The sequence below is a fragment of the Arthrobacter glacialis genome, assembly GCF_002909415.1.
Classification (GTDB): domain Bacteria; phylum Actinomycetota; class Actinomycetes; order Actinomycetales; family Micrococcaceae; genus Specibacter; species Specibacter glacialis.
In genome coordinates this window covers 1-14,217 of sequence record NZ_PPXB01000019.1, presented here as the reverse complement: position 1 = coordinate 14,217, position 14,217 = coordinate 1, and the positions used below count along the sequence as shown (strand labels likewise).

General features: G+C 60.6%; 12 protein-coding genes. 10 read left to right on the top strand and 2 right to left on the bottom strand.

Features of this window, described 5'->3' with window-relative positions; genetic code table 11:
- Positions 1 to 86: 86 nt before the first annotated feature.
- Together CVS28_RS17960 and CVS28_RS17955 are read right to left on the bottom strand one after the other, a co-directional pair.
- Positions 87 to 563 (bottom strand): DUF1877 family protein, encoded by a 477-nt coding sequence (locus CVS28_RS17960; RefSeq protein WP_133159192.1) that lies wholly within the window; start codon positions 561 to 563, stop codon positions 87 to 89.
- Positions 564 to 628: 65 nt separating this feature from the next.
- Positions 629 to 1,024 (bottom strand): VOC family protein, encoded by a 396-nt coding sequence (locus CVS28_RS17955; protein WP_103467174.1) that lies wholly within the window; start codon positions 1,022 to 1,024, stop codon positions 629 to 631.
- Between the two features lie 118 nt (positions 1,025 to 1,142).
- Here CVS28_RS17955 and CVS28_RS17950 point away from each other — a divergent pair, with 118 nt between their 5' ends.
- The 10 genes from CVS28_RS17950 (at position 1,143) to CVS28_RS17905 (ending at position 13,901) form a co-directional block, all read left to right on the top strand.
- A complete protein-coding gene (locus CVS28_RS17950; RefSeq protein WP_103482366.1) occupies positions 1,143 to 1,679 on the top strand; it encodes a DinB family protein in 537 nt (178 codons plus the stop codon).
- A 198-nt stretch (positions 1,680 to 1,877) separates the two neighbouring features.
- The gene (locus tag CVS28_RS17945; RefSeq protein ID WP_103482365.1) at positions 1,878 to 3,668 is read left to right on the top strand and encodes an ABC transporter substrate-binding protein; all 1,791 of its coding nucleotides are present in this window, start codon (positions 1,878 to 1,880) and stop codon (positions 3,666 to 3,668) included.
- 65 nt (positions 3,669 to 3,733) lie between these two features.
- A complete protein-coding gene (locus tag CVS28_RS17940) occupies positions 3,734 to 4,378 on the top strand; it encodes a hypothetical protein (RefSeq protein WP_103482364.1) in 645 nt (214 codons plus the stop codon).
- A gap of 280 nt (positions 4,379 to 4,658) precedes the next feature.
- On the top strand, positions 4,659 to 6,575 hold the full coding sequence (gene typA / locus CVS28_RS17935; protein ID WP_103467170.1) for a translational GTPase TypA: 1,917 nt from the start codon (positions 4,659 to 4,661) through the stop codon (positions 6,573 to 6,575).
- Between the two features lie 266 nt (positions 6,576 to 6,841).
- The gene (locus CVS28_RS17930; protein WP_103482363.1) at positions 6,842 to 8,476 is read left to right on the top strand and encodes a peptide ABC transporter substrate-binding protein; all 1,635 of its coding nucleotides are present in this window, start codon (positions 6,842 to 6,844) and stop codon (positions 8,474 to 8,476) included.
- A gap of 201 nt (positions 8,477 to 8,677) precedes the next feature.
- Positions 8,678 to 9,604, top strand: coding sequence for an ABC transporter permease (locus tag CVS28_RS17925; protein WP_103482362.1), 927 nt, complete (start codon positions 8,678 to 8,680; stop codon positions 9,602 to 9,604).
- Positions 9,597 to 10,610: an ABC transporter permease gene (locus tag CVS28_RS17920; protein WP_103482361.1), complete on the top strand. Its 1,014-nt coding sequence runs from the start codon at positions 9,597 to 9,599 to the stop codon at positions 10,608 to 10,610. Before CVS28_RS17925 ends, CVS28_RS17920 begins: the two co-directional genes overlap by 8 nt.
- 4 nt (positions 10,611 to 10,614) lie before the next feature.
- Positions 10,615 to 12,402, top strand: a complete 1,788-nt coding sequence (locus CVS28_RS17915; protein WP_103482360.1) for an ABC transporter ATP-binding protein — start codon at positions 10,615 to 10,617, stop codon at positions 12,400 to 12,402.
- 126 nt (positions 12,403 to 12,528) lie between these two features.
- On the top strand, positions 12,529 to 13,440 hold the full coding sequence (locus tag CVS28_RS17910) for a PIG-L family deacetylase (RefSeq protein ID WP_103482359.1): 912 nt from the start codon (positions 12,529 to 12,531) through the stop codon (positions 13,438 to 13,440).
- Complete coding sequence (locus tag CVS28_RS17905; protein ID WP_103467164.1) at positions 13,437 to 13,901, top strand: hypothetical protein; 465 nt, start codon at positions 13,437 to 13,439, stop codon at positions 13,899 to 13,901. Before CVS28_RS17910 ends, CVS28_RS17905 begins: the two co-directional genes overlap by 4 nt.
- Positions 13,902 to 14,217 lie beyond the last annotated feature (316 nt).

Genomic DNA, 14,217 nt, shown 5'->3' with positions numbered 1-14,217 from the left:
GAAGTCGGGACGTTACCCCGAAAGTCGTTGACACCGAAAAGTGAGTTGTTGAGTTAGAGCGTGGGAGGGCCAGGACCATGGTGGCCTTAGCCGATCGAGTAAATCAAACCGAGTCCTAGGCTGGCCAGTTGTGCCGTGAATTTTCTTGCTGCCTCCAGGTAGGACTCCACATAGTCGCGCCTGTAGTCCATGATCGCCGCCCAGTCTGGGGATTCCTGCGGCAGACGGCGCTGGTAGAGCTCGCGCAAGTCGACCAATGTCAGGTCTGTGGCCACGCTTCGGACCTGTTCGGCAGACAGCACCCGGTCAAAGGGAATCCACCCGCAGCTGGTCATTTCCACGTCACCGCTGACCAGTTCATATGAGGCCCGGGGTGGCTCCGGTTCACCCAGTAGCCACTGCAGGTCCCGCCAAGCCTTGTCGAGATACAGCCCTTCGGGCCGATCCGGTGGATCGGACCAGGACGCCCAAAAGTGGTGGTCGGACAGGAACGCCCGTGGATTAATGCGGGCAATGTTGACCATTGGTGCTGGCATCGGAAGTGCAAAGTATCTGATTCCCATGCAGCAATTTTTCCAGTGATCAGGATTTCCCGCTTGAGGTTATCCACAGGGCGCACATCCACAAATTACTGCGCGGCACGCTCCGCCTCTGTCAGCGTTCGCAGCACACAGAATTCGTTGCCCTCGGGATCAGCCATGACCACCCAGGTGACGTCGGTTCCCTGGCCAATATCGACCCGCCTGGCACCCAGTGCCTCCAGCCGGGCCACCTCGGCCGCCTGGTCATCCGGGCGCAGATCTAGGTGCAACCGGTTCTTGACGGCCTTTGTCTCGGGTACGCGCAGGAACAGAATGTCCGGGAGGGCTCCCGCTTCGGGGCTGCCGGCATGAGGTTGCAGGGCCACCTCGTCGTCATCGCTATCTTCGACGACTATCCGCCAGCCAAGGGCCTCCGCCCAGAACTGCGCAGTTTCGCGGGGTGTTGTTGAGTCAATGGAGAAGTTTTCGATTCGTGATCCCATGCCGCCATTGTGCCTTCCCCGACAGCTCTTGGCCAGAGCTGGCCCCTGGTCTCCGCCGAATAGCCCGTAGCGGCCACAAGCTCCCGCCAATCGGTCCAATGTGTGGAAAAGTTAAGCCATGGACACACCTGAGGAACGCACACCGGAACTGCCCGACACCCGAACAGGTCCGCCGTTCATGGCAGGGGAGCGGGAGTCCCTTGAGGCGTGGCTGGAGTTCTACCGGGCGACCCTGCCCATCAAGGTGGGCGGACTGACGGCGAGCCAACTGTGCCAAGCCGCCGTCCCGCCGTCGAGCATGACCATAGTCGGCATAGTCCGCCACCTGAGCGATGTGGAGCGCTACTGGTTTTCCAATGTGGCGGCCGGAAGCGCAGAAGTTGCCCGCTACAAGGCCGAGAACTCCGACGCCGACTTCAACGACTACTCCGAAGCGCAGGCACTGGCCGACGTGGCCGCCTACACGGAGGAACTCGCCAGCGTCCGGGAGCTGGCCGCCGCCGTCACGGACCTCGACGCACCCCTGCCCGCGCTCCGGCACGGCCAGCAGCTGAACCTGCGCTGGGTATACACCCACATGATTGAGGAGTACGCCCGCCACTTGGGGCACGTGGACCTGCTGCGCGAATGTGTTGACGGCCGAACAGGGTATTGATGTACGACGTCGGATGCTGGACTGGGCGCCTGCACCGGCCGTGAGTCGATGCTCACATTCATCCGTTGAGCTAGGACATTCCACAGCTCCTGTTCAGAACGCTGCGGTACGCTGAAAAGCAGGATTGTTCCAAGGGACTGGCGAGTCGCCGTTGAATTCCCGTAAAGCCCATTTTGAAGCGAAGAACTTGGAGGTGGAATGCGGCCCGGACGCATTTCCAAAGTACTGGCCACGGCCGCGGCACTTGCATTGGCCCTGGCGGCATGCACGGGCACACCCCCGGCCCCCAACCAGACCACAACGTCCGCCACGCCAACGGCCGGCGGGAATGTCACTGTTCTTGAGGGTTCCCCCTTCAGCTCGTTCAACGCCACAAGCGTCACAGGCAACACCCTGACCAACGCCCGCATTGCTTCTGCCACCCACTCCGGGTTCAACTCCGTGGGCAGCGACCTGAAGATCATCAAGAACGACAAGTTTGGCAAGTATGAGATGGTCAAGGACAAACCCCTCACCATCAAATACACCATCAACAGCGGTGTCCAATGGTCCGACGGCGCCCCGGTGACGGCCGATGACTTGTTCCTGCAGTGGGCTTCGGCGTCGGGATATTTCAACGATGCCACCTTGGACAAGAATTTCGCCGTAACGGCAGGAACGGCCTACTTCCACGCCGCCGGTGACAACACGGGCCTGGCCAAGACGGAGCTTCCCGTCATCGGTGACGACGGACTGTCGCTGACCCTGACCTACACCACCCCGTTCTCCGACTGGGAAACAGCCCTCGGATCCTCCGTGGACGTGCCGGCCCACATTGTGGCCGTCCGAACAGGGCTTAAGGATGCGCAGGCATTGACTGCCCTGCTGCAGTCCGTGCCCAAGGGAGATCCTGCGAAACCCGTCCCCGCCAATCCGGCCCTGCGCAAGGTTGCGGATTTCTGGAACACAGGTTTTGACAGCAAGACCATGCCTGATCCGACCTTGGCGCTGTCCAACGGGCCTTACCTGGTCAAGGGAGTTACCGCGGACCAAGAACTGATCCTGACCCGAAACGCGGACTACACGTGGGGGGATGTGCCCAAGCTGGACACCTTGACCGTCCACTATGAAAGCGACCCCGACAAGCAGATAAAAGCGCTTGAAGCTGGAACTGCCGATGTGGCCACACCTGCGGCTAGTGCAGAACGGATCAGTGCGCTGGCAGCGCTGAAGTCTGCCGGGGTGCAAGTCCAGCAAGGATTGGGATTGGGCTTTGACCAGTTGGTGCTGAACTTCAAGGGTGTTTTGTCGCCACCAGATTTGCGCAGTGCATTCCTGCACACAGTCCCGCGCCAGGAGATCGTGAACCAGATTGCCAAGCCCCTTGACTCCAATGCTGAGGTACTGAACTCATTTGTGTTCAACCCCGTACACGTTCCTTACAAGGAATCCGCACGCAGCAACGGCACCACGGATATGGCTGCAGTGGACTTGGTAGCCGCCAAGGAACTCCTGGCCGGCGCTAGCCCCACTGTGCGCATCTTGTACAACAAGGACGATCCCGACCGCGCCAAGGAATATTCCCTGATCGCCGCCTCGGCCACGCTGGCAGGATTTAGTGTCACCGATGCGGGCAAAGACTCCAAGCAATGGCTCTCTGCGTTGAAGGAAGGGGCCTTCGATGCGGCCCTCTATGGTTGGACCAGCAACCCCACGGGTTCTGTTCAGGTGCCTCAGGTCTTCACAACGGGAGCCGTCTCCAACCTCAACAATTTTTCCAACACAGTGGTGGATCAACTGACCGAACAGCTTGCTGTCAACCCTGACGATGCCAAACAAAATGCTTTGAAAATGCAGATCGACCAGCTGGTTGTGGAAGCTGCCTACGGCCTGCCCCTGTTCCAGCGCACGGCCCTCAGCGCCACAGGCAAGCACGTTTCAGGCGTGCAGTTCTCTCCACTGGATGTTGGTCCGTGGCAGAGCGTCGCCCAGTGGGCATACGTTAACTAGCTCGTTGTGCACATCCGCATGCCAGCAGTGAGCGCTGCCCGGAAGCGCCAAGGAAAGAAGAGTTCATGAACGCCGAAGCAATCCCCAACAGTGCCCTCCGCGTCACCAGCCACGAAGTACTGGCCTTGCTTTCCTTCGGCCCCGGGCCCGGGGCCGATTTGAGCCGCAAGGTTCTGGTCCTTGCCGATTTGCCCGAAGTCAGCGACCTAGTCCGCGCCGGGTTGGCAACCCTGCACGTTCGGGATATGGCCGAGGCCGACGGGGAGGGCATCCACCTGCGCGACGGCGCGCTTGTCCTCTCAGTCATTCTCTCGACAGCCACGGGATGGTTTGAGGCCACGCGCTACGGTGCCACTTCTTCATTGCCCGCCTATATAGTCAGCTCTCCCCACGGCAAGGCCGCAATCTTCCTCAGGCCGTTGAGCCAGTACCTGTGCCTGCCACTGCGTGCCGACATGGACATCAAAGATTTTCTTGAGCAAACGGTGAACGGTCTGGTTGCCGAGGCCCATGCCATGGACGGCGGCCTGGTCACAGTGCGCCGCCACCGGCTGGGTGCAGAAACAGCCGTGGCCAATGTGAAAGTCAACGCCGACGGCTCAAGGCAGCTGGCAGCCCTGCCCCTGCAAGACGACGGCCAGCTGACGCTCACCGCCCTTGACGAAAGCCAAGATGCGGGGGCGTGCGTGAGCTCGGCTTTCCGTGACTGAGCAATCCACTTTGCAGCCTGGGTGAGTTTCATCACTCACTGAAGTGTCCGGCGTCGAACTTTTAAGGCGTGAATGCGCGGTTAATTAGCAGTTGGGGAGTGATCCATGGCTACGCGATGGAAAAAATGCGCCCAAGATGGGATAAAGTGACTAGGCCGTATTTGTCAGTACGACTAGAATGGTGTTATCTGCCGATTCTTCACGGCCAACCATCAATGTGACTTTCTGCTTTAGCCCTTCCGGGCCTGCAGCCGGGCCCAACTGAAACGAGTCTTAACGCATGAACGACACTTCTCTGAACACTGCTTCGCGCACTGACCTGCGCAATGTCGCCATTGTGGCCCACGTTGACCACGGCAAGACCACCTTGGTTGACGCCATGCTCAAGCAGACGCACTCCTTTGCCGATCACGGTGTCGTTGCAGAGCGTGTCATGGACTCCGGTGACCTGGAGCGCGAAAAGGGCATCACCATTTTGGCCAAGAACACCACGGTTGCCTACAACGGTCCTTCCGCTGGCGGCCAGGTCATGACCATCAACGTCATCGACACCCCCGGCCACGCTGACTTCGGTGGCGAGGTTGAGCGCGGTTTGTCCATGGTTGACGGCGTTGTACTCCTCGTTGACGCTTCCGAAGGCCCGCTTCCGCAGACCCGCTTTGTGCTGCGTAAGGCACTCGCCGCAAAGCTCCCTGTCATCTTGTTGGTCAACAAGACCGACCGCCCCGATGCTCGCATCGACGAGGTCGTTGCCGAGTCCATGGACCTGCTCCTGGGCCTGGCCTCCGACATGGCCGACGAAGTTCCGGATTTGGACCTCGACGCCGTTCTGAACGTTCCCGTTGTTTACGCGTCCGGCAAGTTGGGCCGCGCCTCCACCATTCAGCCCGATAACGGCACGGCACCGGACAACGAGGACCTTGAGCCGCTGTTCAAGACCATCATCGATCACATTCCGGCCCCGACCTACAACCCGGAAGGTGTCCTGCAGGCGCACGTCACCAACTTGGACGCTTCCCCGTTCCTGGGCCGTTTGGCTCTGCTGCGTATCTTCAACGGCACCCTGCGCAAGGGCCAGACCGTTGCCTGGTGCCGCGCTGATGGCACCGTCAAGCCTGTCAAGATCACCGAACTGCTGGCTACCCAGGCTCTGACCCGTGTTCCGGCCGAGTCCGCTGGCCCCGGCGAAATTGTTGCTGTTGCCGGTATCGAGGACATCACCATTGGTGAGACCCTGACCGACTTGGAAAACCCGCAGCCGCTGCCGCTGATCACCGTTGACCCGCCGGCCATCTCCATGACCATCGGTATCAACACCTCGCCGATCGCCGGCCGCGTCAAGGGCCACAAGGTCACCGCACGCCAGGTCAAGGATCGTCTGGACAAGGAACTCGTCGGTAACGTTTCCTTGAACGTTCTCCCCACCGAGCGTCCCGACGCTTGGGAAGTTCAGGGCCGTGGCGAATTGGCTCTGTCCATCCTCGTTGAGCAGATGCGTCGCGAAGGCTTCGAGCTGACCGTTGGCAAGCCGCAGGTTGTGACCAGGCAGGTCGACGGCAAGACCCACGAGCCGATGGAACACATGACCATCGACGTACCCGAGGAATACTTGGGCTCCGTGACTCAGTTGATGGCTGCCCGTAAGGGCCGCATGACCAACATGGCCAACCACGGCACCGGCTGGTGCCGCATGGAATTCATCGTTCCGGCCCGTGGCCTGATCGGTTTCCGCACCCGCTTCATGACCGACACCCGCGGTGCCGGTATTGCGGCGTCCATCTCCGAAGGCTACGAGCCGTGGGCCGGCCCGATCGAATACCGCACCAACGGTTCCATCGTGGCTGACCGCTCTGGCGTGGTCACCCCGTTCGCGATGATCAAGCTCCAGGAACGCATGAACTTCTTCGTGCAGCCCACCTCGGAGGTCTACGAGGGCATGATTGTTGGCGAGAACTCACGCGCCGATGACATGGACGTAAACATCACCAGGGAAAAGCAGCTCACCAACATGCGTGCAGCTTCCTCGGACACCTTCGAGAACATGACCCCGCCGCGCAACCTGACTCTGGAAGAGTCCTTGGAATTCGCTCGCGAAGACGAGTGCGTTGAGGTTACCCCGGAGTCGGTTCGCATCCGCAAGCTGATCCTGGACGCTTCCGAGCGCGCCAAGGCCGCCCGTAGCCGCGCAAAGAACTAACGCTTCAAGCTTTCGGTAGCGCCTGGCGCTATTCATTGCCGTAACACAACAGCCCGCCCCAGTTGCTACTGGGGCGGGCTTTTGTGTTTAAGGTCTCATCTTGATCAAGATATGCTCAGAATGTGGTCGCGTTTACTTGCTAGTAACATTTTGTGGCTAGGCTCATAGGGTATGAGTTGGAACACTATCCGGGTCAACGGCGATCCCGGTTACCTTGCAACACGGATGTTTCTTCTCGCAACCATTAAAAAAATCAAGGAGGCGGAATGCGTTTCTCACGCACTTCCAAGGCATTGGGTCTGGCAGCAGTCGTTGCTATGTCCCTGTCAGCATGCGGTGGCGGCACGGACAGCGGCAACACCGCAACCGGCGACACCAGCAAGGTCATCACAGCCAACAACACCGAACCGGAAAATGGGCTGCTGCCCGCCAACACCAATGAAGTTGGCGGCGGCAAGGTCATGGACCTCATCTTCACCGGCCTCGTCAGCTATGACGTCACCGGCAGGACCGTCAACGAATTGGCGGAATCCATCGAGACCAAGGATTCCCAGACCTACACCATCAAGATTAGGTCCGGGCAAACCTTCAGCGATGGCACACCCGTCACGGCCAAAAGCTTCGTTGACGCCTGGAACTTTGGTGCGGCAGCCAAGAACAAGCAGCTGAACAGCTACTTCTTCGACTCCATCAAGGGCTATGACACGGTTTCCGCCGAGGGCGCCACCGTGGACACCATGGAAGGCCTGAAGGTTGTCGATGACACCACCTTCACGGTTGAACTGGCTCAGGCCGAGTCCGACTTCCCGCTGCGCCTGGGCTACACGGCGTTCTACCCGCTGCCCGAGTCCGCCTACGCGGATACGCAGGCATTCGGCCAGAACCCCATCGGCAACGGCCCGTACAAGTTGGCAGCAGACGGCTGGAAGCATGATGTTTCCATTGAGCTGGTGCCCAATGACAAGTACAACGGACCGCGCAAGGCCATGAATGGTGGCGTGACCTTCACTATCTTCACCAGCCTGGATGCGGCCTACACCAGCGTGCAGGCGGACACCCTTGACGTCTTGAGGGATGTGCCGCCGAGCGGCTTGCAGAACTTCACGACCGACTTTGAGGGCCGCAACGTGAACCAGCCCTACGCCGGTAACGCCACAATGACCATTCCGAGCTACCTGCCGGAGTTCCAAGGCGAAGCCGGAATGATGCGCCGCCAGGCCATCTCCATGGCGATTGACCGCCAGCAGATCATCGACAAGATCTTCTACGGCACCAAGAAGCCCGCCGTGGAGTTCACCTCACCCGTCTTGGACGGCTTCAGCGACGCCCTCCCGGGCAACGAGGTGCTGAAGTTCGACGCCGCCAAGGCCAAGGACCTTTGGACAAAGGCTGAAGCAATCAGCCCGTGGCCGGCAGGCAAGGTCTTCACCGTCACCTCCAACATTGATGGTGCCGGCAACAAGGAATACATCACTGCCATGGCCAACCAGATTTCCACCAATCTGGGCATCAAGGCAGAGCTGAACCCGGTCACGTCGTTCAAGGAAATGCGCGCCCTGGTCAACAAGAAGGAGCTCACCGGTGCCTCACGCGCTGGCTGGCAGGCCGACTACCCGTCGCTGTACAACTTCCTCGGTCCGCTGTACGCAACCGGGGCTGGTTCCAATGACGGCAACTACTCCAACCCCGCCTTCGATGCAAAGCTGAATGAAGGTTTGGGAGCCACCAGCGTTGAAGCAGGCAACAAGCTCTTCAACGAAGCCCAGGAAATCCTGCTCAAGGACTTGCCCGTAGTTCCGTTGTGGTACCAGGCAGTCCAGGGTGTGTGGAGCAACAACGTCAACACGGTGCAGTTCGGCTGGGACGGCCAACCGCTGTACTACGCAGTTACCGCAAAGTAAGTCTTTTACTTCCGCGGCAGTAAAGGGGGACCCGGCACTGGGGGCCGGGTCCCCCTTTACTGCCGCAAGGACACACATATGTGTTATTTTCCGTACAGCAGCTTTCGCGTGATCCGCGGAAGGCTGACCTGTACCGTCAACTAGAACAGGTAATTTCATGAATGCTTTGCGATTGGGAACCCGGGGAGTGGTGGTGCCGTAATGGTCATGTTTACAATCCGTCGTTTCCTGCAGCTGATTCCCGTCTTCTTCGGGGCCACGCTGCTGGTCTATTTCCTCGTCTTCGCCACTCCCGGAGATCCCATTGCCGCCCTTTCCGGCGGCAAGCCGATGGCGCCAGCGGTTGAAGCCGCACTGAGGGCGCAGTACAACCTGGACCAGCCCTTTTGGGTGCAGTATTTCCTGTACTTGAAAAACCTTGTCACTTTGAACCTTGGGCAGACCTTCTCAGGCCAGGAAGTCGCAGACGTCATTGCCCGCGCCTACCCCGTCACAGCCCGCCTGGCCATTCTGGCACTCGCCTTTGAAACCATATTCGGAGTGCTCTTCGGCGTTATTGCCGGCCTGCGCAAGGGCAAGCTGTTTGACAGCACCATTTTGGTGGCGTCTCTGATCGTCATCGCAGTCCCCACCTTCGTCCTGGGCTTCGTGCTCCAGCTGGTGATTGGCGTGCAGCTTGGTTGGGCCCGGCCCACCGTCAGTGGCACCGCACCGTGGAATGAGTTGATCCTCCCTGCGCTGGTTCTGGGGCTTGTGTCCCTGGCCTACGTGATCCGGCTGACCCGTGCGTCCATCAGCGAGAACATGAACGCCGACTACGTCCGCACGGCCACGGCCAAGGGCCTGAGTCGCCGCCGAGTCGTCGTCGTCCATATATTGCGCAACTCCCTGATCCCGGTGGTGACCTTTCTGGGTGCCGACTTGGGCGGGCTTATGGGTGGCGCGATTGTCACCGAAGGCATTTTCAACGTCCCCGGCGTTGGTAATCTGCTGTACCAAGCGATCCTCAAGGGCGAAAGTGCCACAGTTGTGGCCGTTGTCAGCATCTTGGTCATTGTATTTGTGGTGGCCAACCTAGCTGTGGACCTCTTGTACGCCTGGCTCGACCCAAGGATTCGCTATGTCTGAGAACCTGACACCCGAAAATGACCCGACCGCCCGGGTAATCCCCGTGACACGGCAGGGAAAAACTTCCACCCGCTTCATTGAACACTTCGTGGCGCCGCTGGAGGAAACCCCCCTGGCAGCCGTGGACAAGGTCGACGAGACGGCAGTACCGTTGAGTCTCTGGGCCGAAGCCTGGCACAACCTCCGCAAGCAGCCGCTATTCCTCATTTCCGCGCTGTTGATCGTCTTGGTTGCGGTGGTGGCAATCTTCCCGCAATGGTTCGCCAGCGTCGATCCCACCAGCTGCACACTTGACGACTCAGCCGAGGGTGCCCGATCCGGACACCCGCTCGGCTTCACCCTGCAGGGCTGCGATGTGTATTCGCGCATGATCTACGGCACGCGTGCCTCGCTCTTGGTGGGTATCCTGACCACCATCGGCGTGCTGGTGATTGGCGGAATCATGGGGGCCCTGGCCGGTTACTACGGTGGCTGGCTTGATGCCATCCTGGCCCGACTCGGAGACATCTTCTTTGCCCTGCCACTGATCCTTGGTGCCATCGTCATCAACCAGCTGCCCTTCTTCCGCGACAACAGGAGCGTCTGGACCGTGGTAGTGGCCCTGGTGGCCTTTGGCTGGCCGCAGATTGCCCGCATCACCCGCGGTGCAGTCCTTGAGAACCGCAATGCCGACTTTGTCACGGCGTCCAAGGCGCTTGGCCTGACCCCGTTCCGGGCATTGGTCAAACACGTGGTCCCGAACTCATTGGCACCGGTGATTGTTGTAGCCAGCATCTCCCTGGGCACGTTCATCGTTGCTGAGGCGACGCTGTCCTTCCTGGGCCTTGGCTTGCCGCCCTCGGTGATGTCGTGGGGCAATGACATCGCTGCAGCTCAACCACAGGTCCGCAACAACCCCGGAGTGCTCCTTTGGCCCGCCGTGGCCCTGTCCATCACCGTCTTGAGCTTCATCATGCTCGGTGACGCGTTGCGCGATGCGCTGGACCCCAAAGCAAGGAAGAGGTGACATCATGTCCAACCACACGAATGGCAACGCCGTGAATTCCGGCGCCAAACGCAATGACGATGCGCCGCTTCTTGAAATACGGGACCTGGCCATCACTTTTGACACACAGAATGGCCCCGTCAACGCGGTGCGCAATGCACACCTGACCATCATGCCCGGCGAGACAGTGGCCATTGTGGGGGAGTCCGGTTCGGGCAAGACCACTGTGGCGCTTTCGGCCATCGGCTTGTTGCCGGGCAACGGGCGGGTCAGTGGCGGGCAGATCATTTTCGATGGTGAGGACATCACCAACGTCAGTGACAAGCGCATCATTGAACTCCGTGGCAACTCCATCGGCATGGTTCCCCAGGACCCCATGTCGAACCTGAACCCGGTCTGGAAGATTGGTTTCCAGGTCAAGGAGACGCTGAAGGCCAACGGGCTCGACGACGGCAACTCCAAGGCCCGAGTGGCGGAAGTTCTCTCCGAGGCCGGCTTGCCGGATGCTGAGGCCCGTGCAAAGCAGTACCCGCACGAGTTCTCCGGCGGCATGCGCCAACGGGCGCTCATTGCCATTGGTCTGGCCTGCCGACCCCGTTTGCTGATTGCCGATGAGCCCACTTCTGCTCTGGATGTGACAGTGCAGCGCCAAATTCTGGACCACCTGGACCGGATGACCACGGAATTGGGCACGGCAGTGCTGCTCATTACCCACGATCTTGGCCTTGCGGCCGAGCGGGCGGAAAAAGTAGTGGTCATGTACAAGGGGCAGGTGGTTGAATCGGGTCCCGCACTGGAGATCTTGCGCAACCCGAAGCACCCGTACACGCAGCGACTGGTCAACTCAGCCCCGTCCTTGTCATCACGGCGCCTGCAGTCGCAGAAAGCCAAGGATGTGCTGGCCGCTGCCGTGGAAGACATCGAGGAGTCGACTCCCGACGTGGGGGACGGGGCACACCCGGCTCCCGTACACGTCAGCCACGCCACGCCGTCGTCCGAAGCACGCAAGCCCGCGGGCAAGGGCGACACCATCTTGGAGGTCAAGAACCTTACCAAGGAGTTCAAGCTCCGCGGCGCGCTGGGCAAGTCCTCGCAGTTCAAGGCTGTTGATGATGTTTCCTTCACCGTCAAGCGTGGCAGCACCATGGCCATCGTCGGTGAGTCTGGATCGGGCAAGTCCACTGTGGCACAGATGGCGTTGAGCCTGCTGGCGCCCACCGAGGGCAGTATTCTCTTTGACGGTGTCGAGGTGAATACGCTCAAGGGCAAGGCGCTTTTTGATTTCCGCCGGCGGGTGCAGCCCATCTTCCAGGACCCCTACGGTTCCTTGGACCCGATGTTTAACATCTACCGGACCATTGAGGAGCCGCTGAAGATTCACAAGATCGGTGACTCCAAGTCGCGGGAGAAGAAGGTCCGCGAGTTGTTGGATCAGGTGTCCATGCCTGCGGCCACCATGCACCGATACCCCAATGAGCTTTCCGGCGGCCAGCGCCAGCGCATCGCCATTGCGCGCGCCCTGGCGTTGAACCCGGACGTCATTATTTGTGACGAGGCGGTCTCGGCACTCGATGTGTTGGTGCAGGCGCAGGTGCTGAACCTGCTCAACGAGCTCCAGGAAGATCTGGGCTTGACGTACCTGTTCATCACCCACGACCTGGCCGTGGTTCGCCAGATTGCTGATCAGGTGTGTGTCATGCAAAATGGCCGGATTGTGGAAGCAGCCTCCACCGATGAGGTATTCAACAACCCGAAACAGACGTACACGCAAGATCTGCTCAATGCCATTCCGGGAGCCACGCTCTTGGTCTAGCACCAGCAACGAAGCCGGCACACCCGTGGCCTTGCCCGGGTGTGCCGGCTTTTTGCGTCCCGGCGCCAGCATTTGTCGCGCACCGGCATTGGGGCAGCGCTGCTGCCAGCGAGTAGATTGGTGGATATGGAGAACAACGCCGCCACTGCTTTCGAGCACCTTCTGCCCGGTATGGGCCCGGATGTCACTGCCTTGTTTGTGCACGCCCATCCGGATGACGAAACCATTGTTACGGGAGCCACCATGGCAGCTGCAGCCGCTGCCGGGACCCGTGTGGTTCTCGTGACCTGCACGCGCGGGGAGCTCGGTGAAGTGATTCCACCGGAGTTGGCCCACCTGGAAGTGAAGGCAGCCGACATTGCAGCGGGCGCTCACGACGTCGGACACACCAGCAGCGCTCCAGCGGCGGACGGCACGGGGTTGGCGTTGGAACGTGAACGCGAACTGGCCGCGGCCCTCGATGCCCTGGGCGTCAGAGAACATATTTGGCTGGGCCAGGGCCTCACGGCGCCCAGCGGCGGACCGGTGGTCTTCCGGGATTCGGGCATGCAATGGGGGTCCGATGGCAGAGCCGCGGCCGCGTCAACGGTATTGCCGGGTTCATTCTCCAAGGCGCCCCTTGCGGAGACGGCGGATCTGCTGGCCACAGCCATCCGGGCCTTGCGTCCTGCACTGGTTGTCACTTACGCTGCCGACGGCGGTTACGGCCACCCCGATCACGTGCGCACGCATGAACTGACCATGGCAGCCCTGCAGGCGGCTGCAACGCCATCGACTGAACCTTCCGGCTGGGTGGTGCCGGCCATCTACGCCATTGTCAGCGACCGCCCGGAGCGCGAACTGCCAGCTGACGTGGCCCGGCTTGCCGTCCAGGGCGATCTGGCCGCCAAAAAAGCGGCCATGCAGGCCCACAGAACCCAAATCACTGTGCAGGGGGAGCGCTTTGCCCTCTCCGATAACGTGTGGCGAGACATCACGGCCGTGGAAGAGTTTGTTGCCGTGGATCCGGCCTTGATTTATGGGGCGCAGACACCATGACCGAACCGTTGGAAGCACGCACTCAAGGACCTGAGACAGGGGCCGGGCAGCCCGGACCCGCCCGGGCCCAAAAGTCCCGGTTCGTTCTTCCGCCGCCGCGCCGGTGGGCAGTTCTGGCCGCAGCTGCTGGTGCTGGTGTGGGCAGCGGGCTGCTGGGCACCTCCCTGCACGGCCACCTCTGGCATCTCGACGGCGGGGCGCTGATTCCCATTGGCGCGGCACTGGCCTTGCTATTACTTGCCGCCGTGAGCTTGTTTGTTGGACTGTGGAGCAAGAGTTCCTGGGTTGTGGTGCTCTGCGGGGCCGCCGCCTACCTCACCGCCGGGCTGCTCTCCATGCAGGGGGGCTCCTTCGGCATGATCATCGACAACCTGCAGGGCCGTGTGTGGCTCTACGGCATTGCCTTCACCACACCCCTGGTGGCACTGGTTGTCTGGCGACTTCTGATCCCCAAGAAGTAGCCCTCCCTCAACCCCAACGCTCCTTCAGTTATGGGGTGTTTTTCCCCAACGCTCCTGCAGCAGTGGGTGCCGGATACCGGATTCCGTCGGCACATGGCTGTGAGGCCGGAATCTCGTGGGCACTGAGTGAGCGGGCGTCGCCCAATTACTTGTCGTAACTGCGCGAGCGTTGGGGAAAAACACCCCGTATCCCCTACGTGCCAGCCTTGAGTGAGAGAGTTTTTCTCATTCATGTTTGGTGGGGCAGGAGGAGATAATTATTCATGGATATTCCCCAGAGGCCTTCCCGTCATGCGCATTTCTTGCCGGCGGAGCG

Coding starts and splice junctions, on each gene's coding strand:
- CVS28_RS17960 (WP_133159192.1), bottom strand. CDS start 563: ATGGGAATCAGATACTTTGCACTTCCGATGCCAGCACCAATGGTCAAC.
- CVS28_RS17955 (WP_103467174.1), bottom strand. CDS start 1,024: ATGGGATCACGAATCGAAAACTTCTCCATTGACTCAACAACACCCCGC.
- CVS28_RS17950 (WP_103482366.1), top strand. CDS start 1,143: ATGGACACACCTGAGGAACGCACACCGGAACTGCCCGACACCCGAACA.
- CVS28_RS17945 (WP_103482365.1), top strand. CDS start 1,878: ATGCGGCCCGGACGCATTTCCAAAGTACTGGCCACGGCCGCGGCACTT.
- CVS28_RS17940 (WP_103482364.1), top strand. CDS start 3,734: ATGAACGCCGAAGCAATCCCCAACAGTGCCCTCCGCGTCACCAGCCAC.
- typA (WP_103467170.1), top strand. CDS start 4,659: ATGAACGACACTTCTCTGAACACTGCTTCGCGCACTGACCTGCGCAAT.
- CVS28_RS17930 (WP_103482363.1), top strand. CDS start 6,842: ATGCGTTTCTCACGCACTTCCAAGGCATTGGGTCTGGCAGCAGTCGTT.
- CVS28_RS17925 (WP_103482362.1), top strand. CDS start 8,678: ATGGTCATGTTTACAATCCGTCGTTTCCTGCAGCTGATTCCCGTCTTC.
- CVS28_RS17920 (WP_103482361.1), top strand. CDS start 9,597: ATGTCTGAGAACCTGACACCCGAAAATGACCCGACCGCCCGGGTAATC.
- CVS28_RS17915 (WP_103482360.1), top strand. CDS start 10,615: ATGTCCAACCACACGAATGGCAACGCCGTGAATTCCGGCGCCAAACGC.
- CVS28_RS17910 (WP_103482359.1), top strand. CDS start 12,529: ATGGAGAACAACGCCGCCACTGCTTTCGAGCACCTTCTGCCCGGTATG.
- CVS28_RS17905 (WP_103467164.1), top strand. CDS start 13,437: ATGACCGAACCGTTGGAAGCACGCACTCAAGGACCTGAGACAGGGGCC.